Source organism: Hymenobacter artigasi (assembly GCF_012275535.1).
In the GTDB taxonomy this organism is placed as follows: domain Bacteria; phylum Bacteroidota; class Bacteroidia; order Cytophagales; family Hymenobacteraceae; genus Hymenobacter; species Hymenobacter artigasi.
In genome coordinates this window covers 167,914-187,863 of record NZ_JAAVTK010000002.1, presented here as the reverse complement: position 1 = coordinate 187,863, position 19,950 = coordinate 167,914, and the positions used below count along the sequence as shown (strand labels likewise).

19 protein-coding genes and 1 pseudogene are annotated in these 19,950 nt (G+C 61.5%); 9 read left to right on the top strand and 11 right to left on the bottom strand.

The window, feature by feature from the left end:
• Positions 1 to 5: 5 nt before the first annotated feature.
• The 3 genes from HBN54_RS04310 to HBN54_RS04300 all read right to left on the bottom strand — a co-directional run bounded on the left by HBN54_RS04310 (position 6) and on the right by HBN54_RS04300 (position 2,556).
• Entirely contained in the window at positions 6 to 1,052 is a 1,047-nt protein-coding gene (locus tag HBN54_RS04310; protein ID WP_168671931.1) for an FAD:protein FMN transferase, read from the bottom strand.
• Between the two features lie 73 nt (positions 1,053 to 1,125).
• Complete coding sequence (locus HBN54_RS04305; RefSeq protein WP_168671930.1) at positions 1,126 to 1,791, bottom strand: thioredoxin family protein; 666 nt, start codon at positions 1,789 to 1,791, stop codon at positions 1,126 to 1,128.
• A gap of 351 nt (positions 1,792 to 2,142) precedes the next feature.
• Entirely contained in the window at positions 2,143 to 2,556 is a 414-nt protein-coding gene (locus HBN54_RS04300) for a hypothetical protein (RefSeq protein ID WP_168671929.1), read from the bottom strand.
• A gap of 162 nt (positions 2,557 to 2,718) precedes the next feature.
• Here HBN54_RS04300 and polX point away from each other — a divergent pair, with 162 nt between their 5' ends.
• The 3 genes from polX to HBN54_RS04285 all read left to right on the top strand — a co-directional run bounded on the left by polX (position 2,719) and on the right by HBN54_RS04285 (position 5,989).
• The gene (polX, locus tag HBN54_RS04295; RefSeq protein ID WP_168671928.1) at positions 2,719 to 4,476 is read left to right on the top strand and encodes a DNA polymerase/3'-5' exonuclease PolX; all 1,758 of its coding nucleotides are present in this window, start codon (positions 2,719 to 2,721) and stop codon (positions 4,474 to 4,476) included.
• A gap of 202 nt (positions 4,477 to 4,678) precedes the next feature.
• Positions 4,679 to 5,686 carry a glycosyltransferase family 9 protein gene (locus HBN54_RS04290; protein ID WP_168671927.1) on the top strand — a complete coding sequence of 336 codons (1,008 nt, stop codon included), beginning with the start codon at positions 4,679 to 4,681 and terminating at the stop codon, positions 5,684 to 5,686.
• A 30-nt stretch (positions 5,687 to 5,716) separates the two neighbouring features.
• On the top strand, positions 5,717 to 5,989 hold the full coding sequence (locus HBN54_RS04285) for a UBP-type zinc finger domain-containing protein (protein ID WP_168671926.1): 273 nt from the start codon (positions 5,717 to 5,719) through the stop codon (positions 5,987 to 5,989).
• 499 nt (positions 5,990 to 6,488) lie between these two features.
• Here the strand turns inward: HBN54_RS04285 and serS are convergent.
• Positions 6,489 to 7,754 (bottom strand): annotated as a pseudogene (serS, locus tag HBN54_RS04280) (serine--tRNA ligase); the annotation flags it as partial.
• A 451-nt stretch (positions 7,755 to 8,205) separates the two neighbouring features.
• Here serS and rho point away from each other — a divergent pair.
• Positions 8,206 to 10,479 (top strand): transcription termination factor Rho, encoded by a 2,274-nt coding sequence (gene rho / locus HBN54_RS04275; RefSeq protein WP_168671925.1) that lies wholly within the window; start codon positions 8,206 to 8,208, stop codon positions 10,477 to 10,479.
• Positions 10,480 to 10,833: 354 nt separating this feature from the next.
• Positions 10,834 to 11,502: a DsbA family protein gene (locus HBN54_RS04270; protein WP_168671924.1), complete on the top strand. Its 669-nt coding sequence runs from the start codon at positions 10,834 to 10,836 to the stop codon at positions 11,500 to 11,502.
• A gap of 9 nt (positions 11,503 to 11,511) precedes the next feature.
• Here the strand turns inward: HBN54_RS04270 and HBN54_RS04265 are convergent, their stop codons facing one another.
• From HBN54_RS04265 to HBN54_RS04250, 4 genes are all read right to left on the bottom strand, one after another.
• Positions 11,512 to 12,153, bottom strand: a complete 642-nt coding sequence (locus HBN54_RS04265) for a hypothetical protein (protein WP_168671923.1) — start codon at positions 12,151 to 12,153, stop codon at positions 11,512 to 11,514.
• A gap of 81 nt (positions 12,154 to 12,234) precedes the next feature.
• Complete coding sequence (locus HBN54_RS04260) at positions 12,235 to 13,107, bottom strand: UbiA family prenyltransferase (protein ID WP_168671922.1); 873 nt, start codon at positions 13,105 to 13,107, stop codon at positions 12,235 to 12,237.
• A gap of 92 nt (positions 13,108 to 13,199) precedes the next feature.
• Complete coding sequence (locus HBN54_RS04255) at positions 13,200 to 13,985, bottom strand: class I SAM-dependent methyltransferase (RefSeq protein WP_168671921.1); 786 nt, start codon at positions 13,983 to 13,985, stop codon at positions 13,200 to 13,202.
• A 93-nt stretch (positions 13,986 to 14,078) separates the two neighbouring features.
• The gene (locus HBN54_RS04250) at positions 14,079 to 14,726 is read right to left on the bottom strand and encodes a Dps family protein (protein WP_168671920.1); all 648 of its coding nucleotides are present in this window, start codon (positions 14,724 to 14,726) and stop codon (positions 14,079 to 14,081) included.
• 234 nt (positions 14,727 to 14,960) lie between these two features.
• Between HBN54_RS04250 and HBN54_RS04245 the strand changes: the two genes are divergently transcribed.
• Both HBN54_RS04245 and HBN54_RS04240 read left to right on the top strand, forming a co-directional pair.
• Complete coding sequence (locus HBN54_RS04245) at positions 14,961 to 15,626, top strand: response regulator transcription factor (protein WP_168671919.1); 666 nt, start codon at positions 14,961 to 14,963, stop codon at positions 15,624 to 15,626.
• Between the two features lie 62 nt (positions 15,627 to 15,688).
• Complete coding sequence (locus tag HBN54_RS04240; RefSeq protein ID WP_168671918.1) at positions 15,689 to 17,074, top strand: sensor histidine kinase; 1,386 nt, start codon at positions 15,689 to 15,691, stop codon at positions 17,072 to 17,074.
• 29 nt (positions 17,075 to 17,103) lie between these two features.
• Here the strand turns inward: HBN54_RS04240 and HBN54_RS04235 are convergent, their stop codons facing one another.
• The 3 genes from HBN54_RS04235 to HBN54_RS04225 form a co-directional block, all read right to left on the bottom strand.
• A complete protein-coding gene (locus HBN54_RS04235) occupies positions 17,104 to 17,616 on the bottom strand; it encodes a hypothetical protein (protein WP_168671917.1) in 513 nt (170 codons plus the stop codon).
• Positions 17,617 to 17,987: 371 nt separating this feature from the next.
• On the bottom strand, positions 17,988 to 18,191 hold the full coding sequence (locus tag HBN54_RS04230; protein WP_168671783.1) for a hypothetical protein: 204 nt from the start codon (positions 18,189 to 18,191) through the stop codon (positions 17,988 to 17,990).
• A gap of 115 nt (positions 18,192 to 18,306) precedes the next feature.
• The gene (locus tag HBN54_RS04225) at positions 18,307 to 18,786 is read right to left on the bottom strand and encodes a hypothetical protein (RefSeq protein ID WP_168671916.1); all 480 of its coding nucleotides are present in this window, start codon (positions 18,784 to 18,786) and stop codon (positions 18,307 to 18,309) included.
• Between the two features lie 81 nt (positions 18,787 to 18,867).
• Between HBN54_RS04225 and HBN54_RS04220 the strand changes: the two genes are divergently transcribed.
• Together HBN54_RS04220 and HBN54_RS04215 are read left to right on the top strand one after the other, a co-directional pair.
• Complete coding sequence (locus tag HBN54_RS04220) at positions 18,868 to 19,533, top strand: hypothetical protein (protein ID WP_168671915.1); 666 nt, start codon at positions 18,868 to 18,870, stop codon at positions 19,531 to 19,533.
• 15 nt (positions 19,534 to 19,548) lie between these two features.
• A complete protein-coding gene (locus HBN54_RS04215; protein ID WP_168671914.1) occupies positions 19,549 to 19,842 on the top strand; it encodes a winged helix-turn-helix domain-containing protein in 294 nt (97 codons plus the stop codon).
• Positions 19,843 to 19,950: the final 108 nt, after the last annotated feature.

The following is a 19,950-nucleotide window of genomic DNA, read 5'->3' as shown; positions in this document are numbered from 1 at the left end:
GAAAATCAGGGGCGGGCGGCCGGAGTCGCGCCGTGGTAGTAGTTCAGCGTCATGCCCCGCGAGGCCAGCGTGCGGTTGTCGTCGGTTATCAGCGTGCAATCAATGCCTTTCAGGCTGTTGATGAAAGCCAAACCGGCGGTTGGGCCTTTCACGAAGACGACTTCGTCCAATCCATCGGCGAGCTCCACATCGGAGCACAGGATGGTGACCGAGCGCAGCCCGATGGACGGGTAGCCGGTGTGCGGGTTGATGATGTGGCCATACACCTGATTGCCCACCGTGAAATACTGCTCGTAATTGCCGGCCGTCACCACGGCCATGTCCGTCACGTCCACCCAGGCGGCCACGCTGTTGGGATGGTCGGGGTCGCCGATGGCTACACGCCAGAGCGAGCCGTCGGCCTGCCGCCCCCAGCAGTAAATGTCGCCCGAGCCATTCATCAGCCCGCCTTTGATGTCCATTTTGTCGAGCACCTGCTTGGCCCGGCGCAGGCCGTAGCCCTGCAGAATGCCCGCCAGATTGATTCGCATGCCTTTTTCGGGCAGGAAAACCGTGTGCTTCGCGGCATCCATCTGAATTTTCTGCCAGCCAATTCGCCGCACCGAAGCCCGGACGGCCGCCGAATCGGGTAGCGCCGCATGGGCCTGTCGGTCGAACTTATAGAGCTTGTCGGCGCTGGCGAAGGTGATGTCGAACGCGCCGCCGCTGAGCCGCGACAGGTTCAGGGTGCGGGTAATCAAATCAAACGTTTCGGGCGACACGGCTACCGGCCGCACGCCCGCCGCCCGGTTGATACGTACCACTTCGGAGGTGGAATCCCAGAACGACATCAGCCGGTCGATGCGCTTCACCTCGCCCAGGCCGGCGCGCAAGGCCCGCTGCCCCGCCGAATCATTCTCGGCCACCACCGTAAACGTGAAGTGTGAGCCCATCAGGTGGGCACTGCGCGTGAAGGTGTGGCGCGGGGCCGAAACGGATTGGGCGCTGCCCGGCTCTGCTGAGAACAGCAATGCCAGCAGCGCCCAAATGGCTATTCCAGGTGTTGGTTTCATGTGCATGCTATTCGCAAAACCCAAAGGACCGGCATTGGTTCGTGCCCGGCCGGCCCATCAACCTTAAGATTTCCTAAAGCGTGGGCACCACCTTTTTCAGGTAGGCCTCGAAGGCAACGGGGCCGCCGGCAATGTAGCCGGTTTTGGCCAGCACCTTGCCATCGGGCGCGATGACGACGGCCAGCGGGAAATCACCTTCCTTGTTGAGTTGGGCAGCGGCGGCCTCGTTCAGCTTGAGCTGCGCGGCGGTGGGCTGGTTCTTTTTCATGCGTGGAAAATCGAAGTGCGCCAGCACCAGCTTATCCTTGGCATAAGCCGTGAACTCGGGCTTGGCAAAAACTTCCTGCTCATACATAATGCAGGGCTTGCACCAGTCGGAACCCGAAAAAACGGCCAGAATGGGCCTGTTAGTCGCCTTGGCCTGGGCCTGCGCCGCGCCGAGGTCGGAAATCCATTCGGCGGGCAGCCCGGCCGGGGCCGCCGTTACTACCTGGGGTGCCGAGGCCACGGGCGAAACCGGCGCCGGTGCTGGCTGCGGCTCCATTGCAACGAGCGGGGCCGAAGAGGCTACCGCAGTGGTTTTGCTGACGGTAGTGCCAGCAGCGCCCGTAGTCTTGGTTTTAACCTTGCTGTTCTTGGTCTTAACAGTGGTTTTCTGGGCCTGGGCCGGGGCCAGGCTAATGAGGGCCAGCCCGAGGGCAAATGCCCGCGCGGGACCAAAAGAATTGATGAGTGACATGAGGATATACACGTAAAAAGTGAGAGACTGCAAACAATGCCGTCCATGCTCCATCAGGTTTTACGACGGGCGGGGCCGGAAGTTGAAGCGCGGAGCCGAGGCGGGTTTGCGGGCTGGGGTATGCCAAATCTCCTGCCAGAAAATGAGTATGACATGAAACGTCAGCCGCCGCCGCCGTTGGTGCCGTAAAACCCAGGTTGGGAGTAGCCGCATAGCGGCGGTAGGTTTGTAGCAGACCGGATAATAAGCGGGCGAAAGCCGCGTAGCGGTGACAGCTTACCAGCGGCAATACCACCGCTACGCGGCTATTTCCGACCTTGGCGCATAAAAGCCCTTTGTGAAGGAAGCACCTTATTTCACCCGCCGCAGTTCCAGTACCTTTTTGTCAAGCGACAGAATTTCAAAAGTATAGTCCGGCTGCTGGCCCTCGAGGAGGTGAATGCGCAGGCGGGTGTCGCCGTCGGCGGTCCAGGTGCCGGGGCGGCCGATAAGGCCGTCGGTGGGCGCGATATCGAACTGCTCAAACCGGCCAAAAGGCCTGATAGCGAAGCCCGTGCGGCCCCGCGTGGGCGGAAACTTGTGGGTGTTGGGGCGGTACACCAGCGTGTCGCCGTGGTTCTCTTCGTGCGCGGCCAGCCAGGTGCCTTCCAGCTGCTCCAAAGAAGCAGGGGAGGAGGTGACAACGGCGGTTTTGGGGTGCTCGCAGGCGGCAGCCAGCAGGAGCGGGGCCAGCAGCAGCCGGGGCGAAAAAGGCAGTTTGGACATGGCAATGGGGCGGGCTAAGCAGGCTGTTTCGTTCTCCCGCCCCGGCGGCCAAGGTACTGCCTGCGGGCCGGGTACTGCCGAGCTGAGCGGGTTGGCCGCTTGCTGCCGCGCCACGTAAGCCCCGGGATAAACTACCTTCGTGCCCCCCAAAGCCCCTTCCCCGTGGATAACCGCGCCCTCACCCGTGCCTTCAAGCTGGCCGCCCAGCTCATGGAGCTGCACGACGAAAATCCGTTCAAAATCCGCGCCATCGAAGGCACGGCCAGCGCCCTCGATGCCCTGAGCTTTCCGGTTGCGGAAGTGGAGCGCTCCGGCCTGCCCGACCGCACGGGCCTGAGCAAAACCGCCGCCGCCAAAGTGGCCGAGCTGCTCGACACCGGCACATTCTCCGACCTGCAGCGCCTGCTGGACGTGACGCCGCCCGGCGTGGTCGAAATGCTGGCCATCAAAGGCATTGGCCCGAAGAAAATCCGCAGCCTGTGGCGCGAGCTGGGCCTCGAAACCATCGAGCAGCTGCGCGAAGCCGCCGAAACCGACCAAGTGAGCAAGCTCAAGGGCTTCGGCAAAAAGACCCAGGACAGCATTCTGGAGGCACTGGAGTTTGCGGGCCAGAGCAAGGGCAAGCTCCTCTACCCGCAGGCCGAAAAACTGGGCAACGAGCTGGCCCAGCTGCTGCGCGATGGCCTGAAAACCGAGCAGGTGGCCGTGGCCGGCGAAATCCGTCGTCGCCTCGAAATCGTGGAAACCGTGCGCCTGGTGGCTGCTACCGAAAAGCCAGCCGCCGCCCACGAGCTGCTGAACACCACGGCCGGCCTCACGCCCGACCCGCGCCGCTCGGGGCCGTTTGCCTGGCGCGGCACGGCCACCGAGTCGGGCACGCCGGTAGAAGTGCTGCTGGTAGCGCCCGAGGACTTTACCACCGAGGTTTTCCTGAACTCGGCCGCCGAGGCGCATTTGAGCGAGCCCATCCCGCAACCCACCAACCCGCAAATCCACAATTCCACCCTGCGCCAGTGGGCGCGGCGCGAGAAGTTCCAGCAGGAAGAAGCCCTCTACGAGCGCGCCGGCCTGCAATTCATCGTGCCCGAGCTGCGCGAAGGCCTGGGCGAAATAGCTCTGGCCGCCGAAAAGAAGCTGCCCCACCTACTCGAAGATGGTGACCTGCGCGGCTCCCTGCACAACCACAGCACGTACTCCGACGGCAACCACAGCATCCGCGAGATGGCCACCTGGCTGCGCGACCACAAGTACGAGTACCTCGGCCTGTGCGACCACAGCCAGGCCGCCCACTACGCCAACGGCCTGAGCGTGGAGCGCGTGCGCCAGCAGCACCAGGAAATAGACCAGCTGAACGCCGAGCTGGCCCCGTTCCGCATCTTCAAAGGCATCGAAAGCGACATCCTCAGCGACGGCTCCCTCGACTACCCGAATGATGTGCTGGCCAGCTTCGATTTCATCGTGGCCAGCATCCATTCCAACCTGAAGATGGACGAGGCCAAGGCCACCAACCGCCTGCTGCGCGCCATCGAAAATCCCTATTGCACCATGCTGGGCCACCCCACCGGCCGGCTGCTGCTGCGCCGCCAAGGCTACCCCATCAACTACAAAGCCGTCATCGACGCCTGCGCCCAGCACAACGTCATCATCGAAATCAACGCCAACCCCTGGCGGCTCGACCTCGACTGGCGCTGGGTGCGCTACGCCCTCGACCAGGGCGTGCAGCTCAGCATCAACCCCGACGCCCACCACACCAACGGCTACGAGGACATGCGCTACGGCGTGCTGATGGGCCGCAAAGGCCATTTGACCAAGGAGATGACGTTCAACGCCAAGTCGGTAGAGGAAGTGGCGGCCTATTTCGAAGCCCGTAAAGCCAATATCACACCGCCGCTGGAATACAAAAAGTCGTTGTTTGAGTAGAACGAAACTCTCCTCACCAAGGAGGGGATATTTTCACGCAGTGAAAATTGGGGTGGTTGGGTCGTTGCACGATACCCGAACGATACCCGCCCAACTTGTTTCAGCGCATTGTTCAACGACTCACCACCCCCGTTCGCGCCTCTTCGGCGCTCACTTCCCCTCCTTAAAAAAGGAGGGGAGTTGACCGCTCTGCCTTGCCTCAATGAAAATCCTCGTTCTCCGCTTTTCTTCCATCGGCGACATCGTGCTCACCACGCCGGTGGTGCGGGCGCTGGCGCAGCAGGTGCCGGGCGCGGAGGTGCACTTTGCCACCAAGCCCGGCTACCGCAGCCTGCTGGAGCCCAACTCGCATATCACCAAAGTGCACTGCCTCACCGGCAGCCTGGGCGAGCTGGTGGAAGCCCTGAAAACCGAGCAGTTCGACTACATTATCGACCTGCACAATAACTTGCGCACCCGCCTCATCAAACTGCGGCTGGGCGTAAAATCCAGCAGTTTCGACAAGCTAAACTGGCAGAAGTGGCTGCTGGTCAACTTCAAGATTGATAAGCTGCCGCGCGTGCACATCGTGCAGCGCTACCTGGCCGCCGCCGCCTCGCTGGGCGTGAAGGACGACGGCCAGGGCCTCGACTACTTCATCCCCGCCGGCCAGGAAGTGGCCCTGGCTACGCTGCCCGCCGCCTTCGCCAGCGGCTACGTGGCCGTGGCCATCGGTGCGCAGCACGCCACCAAGCGCTTGCCGCTGGAGAAGCTGGTGGAGCTGTGCCACAAGCTGGCCCCGCGCCCCATCATCCTGCTCGGCGGCCCCGAAGATGCCACCGTGGCGGAAGCACTAATAGCAGCCGTAAGCCAGGAAAATCCACCCACCCACTCATCCACCAATCCACCAATCCACCAGGGATGCGGGCGCTACTCGCTGCACCAGTCGGCCTCGCTGCTGCGGCAGGCCGATTTTGTGGTGAGCCACGACACCGGCCTGATGCACATTGCCGCCGCTTTCGGTAAGGAGATTTTCAGTGTGTGGGGCAACACCGTGCCAGCCTTCGGCATGTACCCGTACCGCACCGAATTCAAGGTGCTGGAAGTAGAGGGCCTGAGCTGCCGGCCCTGCTCCAAAATCGGCTTTGCCAAGTGCCCGCAGGGCCATTTCAAGTGCATGCGCGAGCAAACGCTGAACCTGGAATTGCCGCCATTGCGCGATGGGCGCTAACTTGGCGCACCAATGCCAGCCCCCGCCGCCATGTCCGAAACCGAACCCTGCCAGCACCTTACGGCCCTCACCAAGCTCAAAACTGCTCCCGAGTACGCCTGCCCCGAGTGCGTAGCCCTCGGCGATACGTGGGTGCACCTGCGCGTCTGCCAGCAGTGCGGCCACGTCGGTTGCTGCGACTCTTCCAGGAATAAGCACGCCACCCGGCACTTTCACGCCACTCAACACCCGGTGGTATCATCGGCCGAGCCGGGCGAGCAGTGGCTGTGGTGCTATGTAGATGAGGAAATGGCGGAGTATTAGTGTTGAAAAGGGACAGGCCCACTATAATCTTAGCTGGGCCTGTCCCTTTTACATGCTTACACTGATGCTACAGAGTTTCCACAGTAGAGTCAGGGTTTATATCAAAGCCTACTTTGGTAGCTGCCTCGATGAAAGCAGAAATATTTTCTGTATTCCACTGGTCCGAAGTAGCTATTTCAATTTGTCCAACCTTAATGATGTTGTTGGGCTTGGTCTTATATCTAGGTTTAGCTGGTGTGCCTTTTTTGGTGATGCCATTATTAATACTTTCAGCTTGTTCTTTTATAGTGAAAACCCCCCAAGAACCTTGAATAGAAGCCGGAAAAATTTCAAATAGCTTTCCGATGCTTACTAATGGATTCTTGTAGACATACTTGGCAACAACAGCGTTAACTAATTGTCCCTTATTGTGAAGTGCTCCATCAAATAAGTATTTGGTGTAATCTTTTTTATTTTTCGACTTCATTATGTCAAGGACGTCATTAACGGGTTTTTCAATAATCATCCCAAACCCGCAGTAGCTGTGCAGCACTGCCGGCAGCTTGATGCCCTCACTGGTCTGGTTGTTCTCCAGCAGCGCGGCTACGATGCGGGGCAGCGCCAGCGCCGAGCCGTTCAGGGTGTGTAACAGTTGGGTTTTGCCGTCCACCTTATAGCGGCACTTGAGGCGGTTGGCCTGGTAGGTTTCGAAATTCGAAGCCGAGCTAACCTCCAGCCAGCGCCCCTGGGCGGCGCTCCACACCTCCAGGTCAAACGTCAGGGCGCTGGTGAAGCCCATGTCGCCGCCGCAGAGGCGCAGCACGCGGTAGGGCAGCTCCAGCTTCTGCAACAGGCCTTCGATGTGGGCCACCATGGTATCGAGGGCGGCGTAGCTGTGCTCCGGCTCCGTGATTTGCACGATTTCCACCTTATCGAACTGGTGCAGGCGGTTGAGGCCGCGCACATCGGCACCCCACGAGCCGGCCTCGCGGCGGAAGCAGGGCGTGTGGCCGGTGATGCGAACGGGCAGCTTCTCGACCGGAATAATCTCGTCGCGATAAATATTCGTCAGCGGCACCTCGGCCGTGGGAATGAGGTAGAGGTCGTCTTTGGCGTCGTGGTACATCTGGCCCTCCTTATCCGGGAGCTGGCCGGTGCCGTAGCCGCTGGCCTCGTTCACCAGAATGGGCGGCTGCATCTCGGTGTAACCGGCGGCCCGGGCCTCATCGAGGAAAAAGTTGATGAGCGCGCGCTGCAGTCGGGCCCCCTGGCCCTTATACACCGGGAAGCCCGCGCCGGTGATTTTCACGCCCAGCTCGAAGTCGATGATGTCGTACTTCTTAATCAAATCCCAGTGCGGCACGGCGTCGGAGCCGAGCTCAGGCTTGGTGCCGTGCTCGCGCACGATTTCGTTGTCGGCGGCGGCGCGGCCTTCGGGCACGCTGGTATGGGGCAGGTTGGGCAGCTTATATAGAAGCTGCTGCTGCTCTTTCTCTACCTGGGCCAACTCGGCGGCGGCGCTCTGGGTGTGCTGTTTCAGCTCGGCGGTGCGGGCCTTGAGGGTTTCGGCCCCGGCTTTGTCACCGGACTTCATGAGGCCGCCAATCTGGCGGGCCAGCTCGTTGGCCTCGGCCTGGGCCGAGTCGTGGCTGGTCTGGAGCTGGCGGCGGCGCTGGTTGAGGTCGAGAATGGCAGCCACGTCGGCGGGGCCGGTGGCGTAGCGTTTTTTGGCGAGGCCGGCCAGCACATGGTCGGTCTGGTCGCGGAGAACGGAAAGTTGCAGCATGGGGCAGGTTGGGGTAAGCCGGGCAAAGGTCGTAAGTAAAAACCGACCTCACCACCGCCTTGGCTGCGAAAGCTTTGGCACGCCGCGCAACTTATTTTGCCCCGTGCCGCGTTCAAACGCTATTCGGAAGGCATCCGATTTGGCAGTTTGTCCGTAATGCGCTAACATTGCGGGAGCAACCGGCCGCCCTGGTCGGGCCCGCGGGCCACAGTGCCCGTCGTTGGTCCGCCTGTTTGCTGAATTTCCAGCGGCCCATTCTGCACCTCATTTTCTTGCGTATTCATCTCGCGCCGTGCGTTGCTCATTAGTAGCTCGTTCGGACCCCGCGAATTAATATATTTCCAGCGGCCCCGCCGCCGTGCCGTAGCTGGCTTTTTGCGCCCCCAGTGGGCCATAGCGGGCAGCCAGCCCCCCGCGCTTTACAGCCAGATGTCCCCCCCTTATTCCCATTATGCATACCATTAACGAGTTGAAGGACCGGCTGTTGTCCGACCTCAAGGAAATTGCCGAAAACTTAAACGTTGGCAACTTTAAACGGCTCAGTAAGCAGGATTTGATTTATAAAATCCTCGACCATCAGGCCCTCACCCCCGGCGCAACTCCGGCTGCTCCCGCTCCAGCTATTGCTGCCCCGGCTGCCGCTGCTCCGGCGGCGGCCAGCCCGGCCGCTGTGGTGCCCGCCGCCAGTGCCGCCCGGCCCGCCCGCACGGCTACTCGCCGCGCCGCCCCCAGCACGGCCGAACAGCCTTTTTCCGATGTAGCGCCGCCTGCGGTTAAGGCCCCAAATGCCCGGCCGGCCCGCGAGCCGCGCCGCGAAGCCGCCGTTGCCGCCGTTGCCGTAGCTGAGGAGCCCGCCCCGGCAGTGGCCGTCGCGCCGGCCCCCACGGTTGAGATATTGGATTCTATCGAGGGTCTGGCCCTGGTTGCTCCTTCCGAAGCCATTGGTGCTACCCTCGCACAGGCGCCGGCCGCCGCCACCGAAGAAATGGCCGCCCCCGTCGCCAGCACCGACGACCAGAATGCCGCCGCCCCGCGCCTCGACCGCCCCCGCCGGGAGCGCGTAGACCGTGCCGGCCGGCCCATCACCGAGCAGCGCGCCGCCGAAATGGCCGCCGAAAAAGCCGCTAATGAAGCTGCCGCTGCTGCCGCGCCCGCTCCCGAGCCCAATGCCGACAACCGCGAAGGCAATCTCAACAACGGCCGCCGCGAATTTGGTGGCAATGGCTTTGCCGACCGCCGCGAAAACCGCGCCGACCGTTTCGAACGCGACAACCGCGAAGCGCGTGAGCCCCGCCAAGACCAGCCCCGCGGCCCCCGCCAGGACCAGCAGCCCCGCGAAAACCGCGATAATCAGCAGCCCCGCAACGACCAGCCCCGCCAGGAGCGTGAGCCCCGCCAGGACCAGCCGCGCAACGACCAGCCCCGTGGCGAAGGCAACAACCGCAACCAAACCCGTGAGGAGCGCTACGCCCAGCGCGACCTGCAACGCCAGCAGCGCCAGCAAAACCCCGACGGCTCACCTCGCACCGACCAGCCCCAGGGCCAGAATCAAGGTCAGAATCAAAACCAGAACCAGCAGCAGAACCAGCGCCCCCAGCGCCAGGAGCTGGATTTGGTGGTGCCCGGCGGCGGCACGTTTGAGCTGATGCCCGACGGCGGCTATGGCTTCTTGCGCTCGCCGTACTACAACTACCTCAGCTCGCCCGACGATGTGTATGTGTCGCCGCAACAGGTGAAGCAGTTCGCCATGAAGCCCGGCGATACGGTGGTGGCCACCATCCGGCCGCCGCGCGAGGGCGAGAAATACTTTGCCCTGGTAGGCGTGGAAAGCATGAACGGCCGCACCGTGGAGGAAGTCCGCGACCGGGTGCCGTTCAGCCACCTTACCCCGCTTTTTGCCGACCACCGCATGAAGCTCACCACCAAGCCCAGCCAAATCAGCACCCGCGTGCTCGATTTGTTTGCGCCCATCGGCAAGGGCCAGCGCGGCCTCATCGTGGCCCAGCCCAAGACCGGTAAAACGGTGCTGCTCCAGGAAATAGCCAACGCCATTGCCGAGAATCACCCCGAAGTCTACCTCATGGTGCTGCTCATCGACGAGCGCCCCGAGGAAGTGACCGACATGGCCCGCACCGTGAAGGCCGAAGTGCTCAGTTCGACTTTCGACGAAACGGCCGACCGCCACGTAAAAATCGCTGAAATGGCGTTGGATAAAGCGCGTCGGTTGGTTGAGTGTGGCCACGACGTGGTGATTCTGCTCGACTCCATCACCCGCCTGGCGCGGGCCTACAACACGGTGCAGCCCAGCTCGTCGCGCATCCTTTCGGGTGGTATCGACGCTGGGGCGCTGCAAAAGCCCAAGCGTTTCTTCGGCGCGGCCCGCAACGTGGAAGGCGGCGGCTCGCTCACCATCATCGCCACGGCCCTCATCGAAACCGGCTCCAAAATGGACGAGGTTATCTTCGAAGAATTCAAGGGCACCGGCAACATGGAACTGCAGCTGGACCGCAAGCTGGCCAACAAGCGCGTGTTCCCGGCCATCGACATTCCGGCTTCCGGCACCCGCCGCGAAGACCTGCTGATGAGCAAGGACGAGCTGAACCGCGTGTGGGTACTCCGCAAGTTCATGTCGGACATGACGGCCACCGAGGCCATGGAATTCCTCAAGGACCGCATCAAAGGCACCAAGGACAACGAAGAATTCCTGCTGGCGATGAACGGCTAATCCGTCCGGTTATCAAAAGTGAAAAGGCCCGTTGCAGCAATGCAGCGGGCCTTTTTTTTGATGAGTCAATACAGCTCAATTGTTTGAATTATTCATCTTATTAAAATAATTCAATCGACTCAAATGGTCCCGAAAAAGCCCGCCACATTGCTGAGGCGGGCTATCAGTAGAATAACAATCGTCGATAATGATAAATGGACGTATAAAAATTGTCCACTTGAATAAGGTTAGATATCACGGAGCAAACTGTGGGCTGGAAGAATAAATTCACCACCGTTGAAAATAAATTTTACCTGTCCCGCATAAGCCGCTGGGCGAGCGATAGGGCACTATTTTTGGCAAAAAAAACTGCGTATGAATCCCGAACCCATCGTCCAGCTGCCCGAGTTGCTCTACGTTCACGACCCGCTGTGTGGCTGGTGCTACGGCATGAGCCCGGTTATCAATCAGGTGCAGCGGGCGTTTGCGGGGCGTGTCGACGTGTCGGTGCTGTGTGGCGGCATGGTGCGCGACGATGATGCCGGCCCGATTGGCGAGAGCTGGGACTACATTCGCCAGTCCCTGGTGCAGGTGGAAGACGTGACCGGCGTGGCGTTTGGCGAACCATTTAAAGCGCTGGGCGAGGCCGGGACTTACCACTACGACTCCGAGCCGCCGAGCCGGGCCATCGTGGCCTTCCGCCACCTTACGCAGGACCCGGCCCGCGCCGTGGCCTTCGCCCACGCCGTGCAAACGGCCTTTTTTCGCGACGGCCAGGATTTAAACGCCGCCGCTACTTATGCGCCGCTGCTGGCCCCGTTTGAAGTGGATGAGGCCGAATTCCTGCGCCGCTGGGCGGCACCCGAAACGGCTACGGCCACCCAACAGGAGTTTGCGGCCGTGGCCCGCATTGGCGTGCAGGGCTTCCCCACGGCCGTTGTGCGGATTGGGGAGCAGGGCTACGTGCTGGCCCGGGGCTACCAGCCGTTTGAGCAACTGCGGGCGGGGCTGGAGCAGCTCTTGCGCGAGGAAGCAAAACAGTGAAAATCGGCTTTAGTAGCGCGTCACGCTTACGGTCTGCTTTTTCAGTGGCGACCATGTAACACGCTGTCGGTCTTCTTTGCCTTTCAGGTACTCAAAAGAAATGGCATCTGGCCGCTTGCGCAGGTCATCCCAAGTAGCAGCATCGAGTTTCTCACCAAAGCTGTCGATAGGAGCATTGCGTTCCACGGCTGGCGTGTGAAACTGAGCCGGCAGGAAAAACCGGTCGATGCGCCGGAGCACGTAGGTTTCGCGCTCGGCGCGGGTGGCGGTGGGTCCTTTCATCTCATACACCAGGGCGGCTTCGAGGTCGGGCTCGGTCAGCATTTCGCGGAAAATAACTTGGCCGTCGGGGTCGGTGATGGTGAATTCGGCGGTTCCTTCGAGGATGGACGGGCCGCGAAATACGAGCTGGAATTTATCGGCCGGGCCTTTGTGGCGGCTGAAATTGTGCGCCAGCCGCGCCACGCGCAGGGTATCGCTCAGGGCCGAAACGGCTTTGGTGTGGGTAGTATCGGGGACGGGCAAAGTGGCGGTAGCGTCAGAGGCCTGACGGTCGGCCATCTTCGAAAACGAACCATCGTTTACAGCCGAGGGAGTGGAATTACAGGCCGCCAATAGCGGCAGTAGCAGGAAGAGGCGGGTGATGTGCATGACAGTGGCAGGTGAAGTGAAATACCCTATTAATACGCGCCGGAGGGCCAGGTGAGTTACCGTCAGTCATACTTCCGGCGCTCAACGCCAGAGCAGCATGGCAATAAAGGCCGCGCTTAAGCACAGCGACGACACCTGGTTCATCCGCATGGTGTGCTCAAAATCGGCGGCGCTTTCGTCGTGCCACACGGCCCAGGCCCAGCGGCTGAACAGCGCCACCACCGGCCCGGTAGCCACCAAAAAAATCAGCAGCGGGCGGATTTCCTGGCGCAGCCAGTAGGCCAGGCCCAGCGCCGCCGCGCCCGCCAGCAGCCCCACCGCCGCAAATATGAACGTGCCCCGAATGCCCAGTCGCAGGCTCAGGGTGCGGTCGCCGCGCCGGGCATCTTCCTCGTGCTGGTACACCTGCGTGAGCGGGTAGGAGCCGCACAAAAATAGCGTGCTCACCAACGCCAGCAGCAAGTTCGTTTTCTCGAAAAGCTGCGCCGGTGTTGCTCCCACGCCCACCTGCGTCATCAGCAGCGTGAAAGCACCCTGGAAAATAACGACTACCAGCGTGCTCAGCAGCGGGTATTTTTTCAGCCGAATGCCCTCATAGCTGTAGGCTTTCGACACCAGTAAATACACCACCACCAGCGCCGCGAACGGCAGCGAGAGCAGGGCCGCGCCCGCCACGGCCAGCGCATCGAACAGCCAGACCAGATGCAGCAGCTCGGGCGTGACTTTGGGCGGCGCTTTGAGGCCGCCGATGCTGCCTTCGTCCTTGTCGTAATAGGAGTTGTAGCCGTTGGAGGCGGGGTAGGCCAGCAGGTGCAGCACTATGAACACGCCCACGGCCCGCCCACCGCTCCACGGCCCGCGCAGGGCGCTCAGCCCAAACCAGAACACGGGCATGAGGTAAACGGAAAATGGGATGCGCAGCAGCGGCAGCGCTTTTTTGTAGGCAGTGAGCATGTAGCGCGAGCTTGGTAGTTCGAATCCCCGCGCATTTTGCAGTCGTGCAAACGGCGCGGGGCCGCGAACTACAAAGTTCGCGCTACTTCGGGCTATTTCGGCCAGCCGATGAGGTAGGTGACCTGCGGCCCCCACCAGTGGCGCTTTTTGCCGGCCTGCCAGGCGAAAGTGCCGGCCGGGTCGGCGGCGTGGGCCAGGGCCAGCAGCTCAGCCGTGGAGTACATGCGCAGCAGCGAAACCGACCCATCCCAGATGGTGCAGAGCGGAATGAGCGGAATGAGGTAAGTAAACACCAGCCGGCTGAGCCGAAAAGGCCGGAAAAACGGCGTGAGCAGCAACTGTGCCACGGGCAGCACCGTCACGGCTAGCAGCAGCTCGGCCCAGTGCTTGCCCGCCCCCTCAAACACCCCGATGCCGGTGCCGGCCCGCACGGCATCGCGCAGCATGGCTGTGGCCGCCTCGGGCGGGAAATGGTGAAAAGCCGAAAAAATGGTGCGGAAGCCCGCCAGCTGCGCGGGCACGGCCAGGGCATTCACCGCCGCCGGCTCGTAGCCGATGGCGCCGTGGGTGCGCCGGGCAATATCGGCCCAGGCAGCGGGCTGGGGGTAGAGGTCGGTAAGGGTGATTGTGGCCGTGGGCTGGCCGTGGGTGCGCAGGGCGGCCAGCACGGTTTCGGTGCCGCCGCCGGCCCCGGCGCCCAGCTCCAGCACGCGGGTTTGGGCGGTGCGGGCGAGGCCTTCGGCCAGCAGCGGGGCAATAGGCCGATAGGTGCCCAGCAGCGAAATCATAAACCGCAGGTAGTCCATCATCCCGGCCCGAATGGTGGCCGGAAACCACGGCAAATCCTCAAACTCAAACAACCGAAGGCGAAGGCGCATAAACCGAACTTACGCAAAAACCACCCGGCCCGCCGACGTTGCCGCCGACCAACCGGGTGGTTTTGGAACTGTTGTTTGCACGACCAGCCGCAATTATTGCATCATCACCCGGAACTGCCATACCTGCTTGTCGAGGGCGTAGCTGAGCTCCTGAAGGAGGTTAGAGGTGGTTTCGTCCACTTTGCTCATGCTTTCGATGCGCTGGCGCACGCGCTTGGCGGTCGTGTTGATGCGCTCGGTCATCAGAATGAGCACCTGCTTATCGGAGAGGTAGCCCCCGGGAAACTCGCCCAGGTTGGCCGTGGCGGCCACCACGGGCACGCGGCCGTCGATGGGGTTGCCCACTTGCAGCACCCGCTCGGCCAGAATGTCGGCGTACTTGCGGTACTCGTCGGCATTGGCTTGCAGCTTTTCGTGCAGCGAGAGGTAGATGGGGCCGCGCAGGTTCCAGTGGCTCTGCTTCGAGTCGTGGTAGAGCTCCAGCAGCTCCACCACGGAGGCCTGTAGCTCCTGGGTGATGGGGCCGCGCTTTTCGGCTTCAACCGGAATGAGCTGGTCGGCCGAAGGGTTGCGGTAGTCGAGCTTGCCGGTGTCGTTGCCCGGGGCATTGGGCGTGTTGTTGGGTGTCGCGCTGCTCGACGATGCCGGCGTGGTGGTCTGGTTGTTGCGGCGTTGAGCGTGGGCCTGGGGCGCAATGGCGGTAAGGAGCGCTACCGAAGCAGCGAGCAAATAAAGCTTCATAAAAAAAGAAAAAGAGTAGAGCCAGGGCGCAGCAGATAAGCAGTGCCCTGCACTGAGTGGAGGTAAACGGACCATCTTTACGGCTCGGCATCTTCGCTTTTTCTTAGGAAAATATTAAGATTCCCTTAAAGTATTCGCTCCTCCTCATTCGAGCGTACCCGCTGAAGGGATGATGCCGTTAAGCTGAACTTTGAACCCTCGCTCCCGGCGGCTGCGGCCGGCGGCTTCCCGCTTATGAACATTCTACTCATCGAAGACGAACCCGGTATTGCCCGCTTTTTGAAGCAGGGTCTTGAGGAAGAAGGATTTGTGGTGGATGTGGCCGATACCGGCCCCGCCGGCCTTGCCCAGGCCCAGGCCCAGCCCTACGACCTGCTGCTCGTGGACTGGATGCTACCCGGCCTCACGGGCTTGGAAGTGTGCCAGCAGCTGCGCGCCCGGCAGCTCACCACGCCCCTGATTTTTCTCACTGCCAAAGACACCGTAGCCGATACCGTGGCCGGCCTGCAGGCCGGTGCCAACGACTACATCAAAAAACCGTTTCATTTTGAGGAGCTGCTGGAGCGCATCAAAGTGCAGCTGCGGCCCGCGCCCGCGTCGGCCGAGCGGTTCGTGCTCGGTCCCATCACGCTGGATGTGGACACGCACCAGGTGCATAAAAACGACGCAGAAATTGCCCTCACACAAAAGGAATTTGCCCTACTCGAATACCTGCTGCGCAACAAGGGCAAGGTGTGCCGCCGCCAGAGCATTATCGAAAACGTGTGGGATATTCACTTCGAATACAATACCGGTGTGCTCGATGTGTACATGAACGCGCTACGTAAGAAGCTGGGAATGAGCAAGGATGATGAGTATTTGCAGACTGTGCGCGGCATTGGATATGTGGCACGGGACTAGCTGGGGTAGGAGGGCGAAATGCCAGAACGTAGCAACTTTACCACCCATGGCCTAAAATCCTAATGTCGCTCACTTTCAAAAACCGCATCGCCCTGTACTACATGCTGGCCACCGCCGCGCTGGTGGCGGCCGTGTACCTGGTGGTTTTTGGCGTGGTGCAGCACCGTGTCTACCTCGATTTGGACAACAGTCTGCGGTTTGAAGTAGGCAAGCACATGGGCGAATTGCGGCTGGATGGTCCGCAGGCGGCCTTTATGCACCGGCGGGAGTGGCAGGAGCGGGAGCACCGCGAGGTGCAGGTGGCCCCGGTGTTCATTCAACTGGCCGATGCGCGCGGCCGGGTGCTCGACCGCTCGCCCAACCTGAAAAACGACCTGCTGCCCTTCGACGCCACCCAGCCGCTGGTGCCGCTGAACTCCATGCTGCGCGGGCAGGCCCTGCGGCAGCTGGCCGAGCCTATTCGGCCGGCCGGCACCACGGTGGGCTACCTGGTGGCCGCCATTTCCTCGGAGGCTGCCCGGCATGTGCTCGATAGCCTCGAAACCGTGCTGCTGCTTTCGTTTCCGGTGGTGTTGCTGCTGGTGTTTGGGCTGGCGCGGGGGCTGGCGGGGCGCAGCATCGCGCCCATTGCCCAAATCACGGCCACCACCAACCGCATCACCCGCAACAACTTAGCTGAGCGCATTGCCCTGCCGCCGCGCCCCGACGAGCTCCACACCCTGGCCAGCGCCATCAACAGCCTCCTCCAGCGCATCGAGCAGGCGGTGGAGCGCGAAAAGCAATTCACCGCCGATGCCTCGCACGAGCTGCGCACGCCGCTGGCCGTGCTGCGCGGCACCCTCGAAGTGCTGGTGCGCAAGCCCCGCACGCCCGCCGAATACGTGGAAAGCATCGGCTTCGGCATCGGCGAAATCGACCGCCTCAGCCTCCTCGTCGACCAGCTGCTGCTGCTGGCCCGCTTCGGAACCCAAGCCAAGGACCTGAAGCGGCAGGAGCTGTCGGTGCTCAGCTGCGTGCACGATGTGCTGCACCGCCACCGTGCTAACCTCAGCGCCAAGCATATCCGCGTAAATGTGGAAGACGGCGACCTGCCGCCCATCGTGTCAGACCCGTTTCTGGTCGATTTGATTCTGGACAACCTCTTGGCCAATGCTATTAAGTATTCGCCCGCCGGCTCTGCCATCACCGTGGGTTTCTCGCGGCCCGCGGCGCACCTGCGCTGCACCATCAGCGACGAGGGCATCGGCATTCGGCCGGAGGATTTGGAGCGGATTTTCGACCCGCTTTTCCGGTCCGATGCGCTGGCACACAAGCAAATCGGCGGTACCGGGCTGGGCTTGTCCATTGTGGCCAAGGCCTGCGCCCTGCTGCACATTGAGGTGAGCGTGGCCAGCGAGCTGGGCCGGGGCACCACGTTCACGCTGCTGTTTCCGGCCCAACCGGCGTAGGCTGGCAGTGAAGGGCTTGGCCAGCGCCGCTATTTGGCCAGCAAGGGGCGACGGCGCGGCGTGCGAATGCACCACGAATTCAGCAGCGGGGCCGGGCGGGATAGTTTAGCGGTGGCCGGCTGCCCGGCGCTTTGTGGCCGGTAGAGCCACGCCACCGCCAGTAGCGCCGCGCCCAGGTACGGCCGGGAAAAGGTGAGCAGGGTGCCGAAGGAGCCAATGGGCAACCATTGGAGCAACAGGTAGTTGGCCACTCCGAAAACGGTCACGACGCCCGCCACGGCCAGCAGCTGGCACCGCCAGCCAGTACAGATGCGTTGGGCCAGGGCGAAAAACGGCCAGGCCAGCGGGACATAGGCCAGCGAAATAAGCGCCGCCATGAAGCCCACCAGCAAAGGAATAGTGAGGTCGGCCGGGCTTTCGATGCTGAAATCGAGGGCCAAGACACTGGTGCCGCCCAAATTACTCAGCAGCCACACCATCAAGGTGCGTACCAGAGCCGAGGAGGAAGAAGACGAGGTAGGAGAGGGGAAGAAAGTTGTCATAGTACAGAAAAAAGCAGCAATAAGTAAATAAGGGCAATTCTGATGATTAACCTCGATAAACAGATGTTACAGCATGCTGAATGTCCGTTTTCGCAGGATGAACGAATTACGATTCATTGCGAACAAACGGTTTTCAGCTACGATAAATTATATTTTCGGGAATTATTTTTCCCGAATTTGTAAAATATGTAGCATCTATGCAAAGCGGAATCGGTGTGTTGTGAATCAACAGATTACCTAAATCATCTGCAATCTGCTGTTTGCACTTCTGCCGGCCGATTCTCATTATGAGACGGAACTTTTTTTGCGCCTCGCAGAAAAACCTGGCGTTGGCTCGCCGCCAGGCATGATGCTGCCACCGCTGCCACTCCCTACGGCCACGCGCCGCCCGGTCCTGGCCACGTCCGGAGCGGCCACACCAGCAGGTTGGCCAGCCCGAAAAGCGCCAGCGTGCCGCCCACCAGCCACGCCCAGCGCCCCAGCGCCGGCCAGTGCTGCCCGTGCCGCATGAGGTGGCCCAGCAGCCACCCATACAGCGGCAGTACCGCCGCCGAAGCCACTGCCGCTACTGCCATAGAAGCTGCCAGGTAGCACCAGTCGCTGAAGTGCACGAGGCCATTGAACCCGGCATAGATGGCACTGCCGAGCAGGAGGGACAGCAGCCAGTACCTGACAGGGCGGGAAGACGCGTTAGGTATTTGCCGCATTGCTGACAAGCGAATCTGGCCGGAACAACAGCGTGCGGCAGGTATGGCCTGCTGCAATTAATGTCCCTGCCAAACAAGGTGAAGTAAAGGCCAGCACGAAAGCCGTGGCAGACCACGTGAGCTGAACTGGATTTGCATCATCAGACCCAACCGATAGTGCCATGCTAACGGGGATGGCCAGTACTAGATAGAGAAGCGTTACAAAGCCCAAAACACCGGTAATGCGCCATTGCCGTGATTTTATGGCCAATACGATTGGCAGCAGCCAGCGCAACACAACGATGGCAGGCAGCGAGATTATTGCGCTTATCAGGCCGGTAAGAAGGGCGAGTCCAACTCCGCCCCCGCCTCCAGCGAAGACGCATACTGCCCCGTAGATGCCGGTATTGAGCAAAGCGCTACGGCCCCATATGGTATAGGTAATGTCCCAGGGCGGGGCAATAGCTGCGGGGGCGGTGGGCATTGAGCAATAAAATTTGGTGGAAGTATGGCAAATGTATCAATTCTTTTCATCAACTTTGCATCACAAAGCACTTCGAAAATTATGAAGCCCGCCGCCGCTCCCGACCCCCTTGCCCAACTCACCGAAATCCGCGCCATCATGGAGCGCAGCTCGCGCTTTTTGTCGCTCTCGGGCCTGAGTGGGGTAGGGGCGGGCGTGGTGGCGCTGCTGGGGTCGGCGGTGAGCCACTTCTACCTGCAAAGCGAATTTCCCGACGGCTACCTGCGCCTGATGCAGGCCTCGGAGCCGGAGCGGCGGGCGGCCCTGCCGTTTCTGCTGCTGCTGGCGGGCGGCATGATTGCGGCGGCGCTGCTGGTGGCCGTGTTCTTCACCCGTCGCCGTACCCACAGCAGCGGGCAAACCCTGTGGAGCAGCCCGGCCCGCCGGCTGGCCGTGGCCCTGGCCGTGCCGCTGGTGGCGGGCGGGCTCTTTTGCCTGCGCCTGTATCTGGGCGGCGATGCGGGCATGGTAGTGCCAGGGCTGCTGCTGTTCTACGGCCTCGCGCTGCTCAACGCCAGCAAGTACACCCTCGACGAAATTCGGTTGCTGGGCCTCACCCAAATCGGACTGGGGCTGCTGGCCATGCTGCAACCCGGCTGGGGCTTGGCTTACTTTGCACTCGGCTTTGGCCTGGGCCACATCGGCTACGGCCTGTTGATGTATAACCGCTATGAGCGGCCGGGCGCGGCCGGCACCTCGGCCCAATAACCCCACAGCAACCCGGTGAAGCACCTCATCCACACCCTCAACAAGGCCTTTGACCACCGCGTGCGGCTGGGCGTAATGGCCGTGCTGCTGGCCAACGACTCGGTAAGCTTTAACGACTTAAAAGAAGTGCTCGACCTAACCGATGGCAACCTCGCCAGCCACGTAGCTGCCCTCGAAAAGGCCGAATACGTGCTCGTCAGCAAGCAGTTTGTCGGCAAGAAGCCCAACACGACTTACACCGCCACCGCCGCCGGCAAGGCCGCGTTTCAGCAGCACCTAGCTACACTGGAGAAGCTGTTGCGGCCCTGATTTTTTGAGCAAGAAGCAAGTCGGACTCTTTTTTTTGCTCATTCACTTTGAATATCAAAGTTCTTTAAGATTAATTCTAGCCGCTGGCCCGGCTCATTAGCGGCCTCA

What these genes read in the sequence shown, in the direction of transcription:
- HBN54_RS04310 (WP_168671931.1), bottom strand. Translation starts at nt 1,052, where the DNA reads ATGAAACCAACACCTGGAATAGCCATTTGGGCGCTGCTGGCATTGCTG.
- HBN54_RS04305 (WP_168671930.1), bottom strand. Translation starts at nt 1,791, where the DNA reads ATGTCACTCATCAATTCTTTTGGTCCCGCGCGGGCATTTGCCCTCGGG.
- HBN54_RS04300 (WP_168671929.1), bottom strand. Translation starts at nt 2,556, where the DNA reads ATGTCCAAACTGCCTTTTTCGCCCCGGCTGCTGCTGGCCCCGCTCCTG.
- HBN54_RS04290 (WP_168671927.1), top strand. Translation starts at nt 4,679, where the DNA reads ATGAAAATCCTCGTTCTCCGCTTTTCTTCCATCGGCGACATCGTGCTC.
- HBN54_RS04285 (WP_168671926.1), top strand. Translation starts at nt 5,717, where the DNA reads ATGTCCGAAACCGAACCCTGCCAGCACCTTACGGCCCTCACCAAGCTC.
- rho (WP_168671925.1), top strand. Translation starts at nt 8,206, where the DNA reads ATGCATACCATTAACGAGTTGAAGGACCGGCTGTTGTCCGACCTCAAG.
- HBN54_RS04270 (WP_168671924.1), top strand. Translation starts at nt 10,834, where the DNA reads ATGAATCCCGAACCCATCGTCCAGCTGCCCGAGTTGCTCTACGTTCAC.
- HBN54_RS04265 (WP_168671923.1), bottom strand. Translation starts at nt 12,153, where the DNA reads ATGCACATCACCCGCCTCTTCCTGCTACTGCCGCTATTGGCGGCCTGT.
- HBN54_RS04260 (WP_168671922.1), bottom strand. Translation starts at nt 13,107, where the DNA reads ATGCTCACTGCCTACAAAAAAGCGCTGCCGCTGCTGCGCATCCCATTT.
- HBN54_RS04255 (WP_168671921.1), bottom strand. Translation starts at nt 13,985, where the DNA reads ATGCGCCTTCGCCTTCGGTTGTTTGAGTTTGAGGATTTGCCGTGGTTT.
- HBN54_RS04250 (WP_168671920.1), bottom strand. Translation starts at nt 14,726, where the DNA reads ATGAAGCTTTATTTGCTCGCTGCTTCGGTAGCGCTCCTTACCGCCATT.
- HBN54_RS04245 (WP_168671919.1), top strand. Translation starts at nt 14,961, where the DNA reads ATGAACATTCTACTCATCGAAGACGAACCCGGTATTGCCCGCTTTTTG.
- HBN54_RS04240 (WP_168671918.1), top strand. Translation starts at nt 15,689, where the DNA reads ATGTCGCTCACTTTCAAAAACCGCATCGCCCTGTACTACATGCTGGCC.
- HBN54_RS04235 (WP_168671917.1), bottom strand. Translation starts at nt 17,616, where the DNA reads ATGACAACTTTCTTCCCCTCTCCTACCTCGTCTTCTTCCTCCTCGGCT.
- HBN54_RS04230 (WP_168671783.1), bottom strand. Translation starts at nt 18,191, where the DNA reads ATGGCAGTAGCGGCAGTGGCTTCGGCGGCGGTACTGCCGCTGTATGGG.
- HBN54_RS04225 (WP_168671916.1), bottom strand. Translation starts at nt 18,786, where the DNA reads ATGCCCACCGCCCCCGCAGCTATTGCCCCGCCCTGGGACATTACCTAT.
- HBN54_RS04220 (WP_168671915.1), top strand. Translation starts at nt 18,868, where the DNA reads ATGAAGCCCGCCGCCGCTCCCGACCCCCTTGCCCAACTCACCGAAATC.